The organism is Desulfotomaculum copahuensis (genome assembly GCF_001655685.1).
Taxonomy (GTDB): Bacteria; Bacillota; Desulfotomaculia; order Desulfotomaculales; family Desulfovirgulaceae; genus Desulfotomaculum_G; species Desulfotomaculum_G copahuensis.
The window spans coordinates 1-1,543 of the sequence record NZ_LYVF01000187.1 but is presented as its reverse complement, the minus strand read 5'-3'; the positions used below and the strand labels follow the sequence as shown (position 1 = coordinate 1,543).

General features: G+C 53.3%; 3 protein-coding genes. All 3 read right to left on the bottom strand.

Going from position 1 to position 1,543, the window contains the following annotated elements; translation table 11 throughout:
• Positions 1–169 precede the first annotated feature (169 nt).
• Positions 170–991 (bottom strand): RpnC/YadD family protein, encoded by an 822-nt coding sequence (locus tag A6M21_RS15075; RefSeq protein WP_242868871.1) that lies wholly within the window; start codon positions 989–991, stop codon positions 170–172.
• Between the two features lie 42 nt (positions 992–1,033).
• Positions 1,034–1,165, bottom strand: a complete 132-nt coding sequence (locus tag A6M21_RS19315) for a hypothetical protein (RefSeq protein WP_282434548.1) — start codon at positions 1,163–1,165, stop codon at positions 1,034–1,036.
• Between the two features lie 64 nt (positions 1,166–1,229).
• Positions 1,230–1,475, bottom strand: coding sequence for a sugar phosphate nucleotidyltransferase (locus tag A6M21_RS15070; RefSeq protein WP_345788109.1), 246 nt, complete (start codon positions 1,473–1,475; stop codon positions 1,230–1,232).
• Positions 1,476–1,543: the final 68 nt, after the last annotated feature.

Sequence of the window (1,543 nt, the reverse complement as noted above, 5' to 3'; positions counted from 1 at the left end):
CTGCGAATCGCCCGCTAACACAGGCCCCCCTCCATGTAAAGGGCTGCCTGGTTGATTTTACCTAAGATGGTTTTATGTTTTAGAGGATAAACCATGGATATCCAATATCTGATCCCCATTTAAATATATAATAGATGCTACCGTGGAAACTATTTTATAGGTCCTTGGCTCACAACGGCTCACCAGCACTGTCGTCGATGATCGCCCGGGCTTCTTCCGGGGTATCGGCGGCGAACAACTCCTCAAGCACATGATCAAGCACTTCCAGGCTGGTTATCCGCTGAACCTTTTGCTGCAGATCCGCCGTCTTCTTCCCAAACCTACGGACCAGGTATTTACAGATCACCTCTTGTTTGGCTTCAACCTTCCCCTCAGCGCGACCTTCCGCACGACCTTCAGCGCGACCCTCCGCACGGCCTTCGGCGCGACCTTCAGCGCGGCCTTTTTCATGCCAACTGGTGGTAATCTGCATGATCATCTCAACCTCCTTGCGATCCAGTTTTCCCAGTTCCCGGTTATATTGCGCTTCTTCCCTGCGGTTCAGCTTCAGGTAAGCTTCGAAAAAGCCGGCCAACAATTCCATCCGCGCCGGGTCCAACGTCATCCGGGCCAGCATGCGCATGAATTCCAGCTTTACCTTTACCTTTTCCTCCGGCTTGAAGCCCATTTTGCTTAATAGTGCGGCGGCCACCGGATTGCCACTTTGAATATATTCCCGCCAGTTCAGTTTCCTTAATTCCAGTTTGTAAAACCGGAATTTCAAGACATCCAGAAATGAGAATCCCAATTCAAAACTGTCCGGTTCATCCCGCGCTTGGTCATAGGTAAAAACAGCCACAGGCAGTATTTTACGCCGGTACTTTTCGTACAGCCGGCTGAAGTAGACGAACATCCGGCCGTTAAAGTCTGTTTGCACGTATGACTGCGGCTCCACATGCACCAGGATCAAGCCGGGCTCTCCTTTCAGCCGCATCTCCACCAGAATGTCCACTTTGTGCTTCTCCCCGGCCGTTACGTCAGTGAAAACCTCCTGCTAAAGGAATTTAAGATATTTCAGGTCAATTGAACGGGCGGCTTCCGGAAAGAAAAGCGCCATGAATTCGGCAAAAAACGTCTCCAGCAATTCTTTAAACAATCGATCGTGGTCGATCCGGTTTTCACTCATCAGGCCGGCTCCCTATACCTTTCTGGTTACAGTTTACCTTACGGACGGCACGGTTTCAAGAGATTTACAGCACCACTTCCGAGTCGTCCCCCACGAACAGGCGGCAGGCGCGGCGGCGGCCGTTGGCGCGGCTGACCACGGCGTTCCAGGAGGGCTTGATGCGGTCAATGGCCGCGTGCACCGCCGGGCCGAACAGGTAAATACCCACCAGCGCCGGGTCGCCGGGCGGCTCCTTGGGCTTTTCCACCAGTCGCACCACCTGCCGGTCCGGCCCGGGCACGGCCACACCGAACTGGCGGGGGTCTTTCACTTTTTTCACTGCACGAATTGGAACTTGCGGTGGATCAGCTGGTCTAAAGAATAATTATTGAAAAGCGC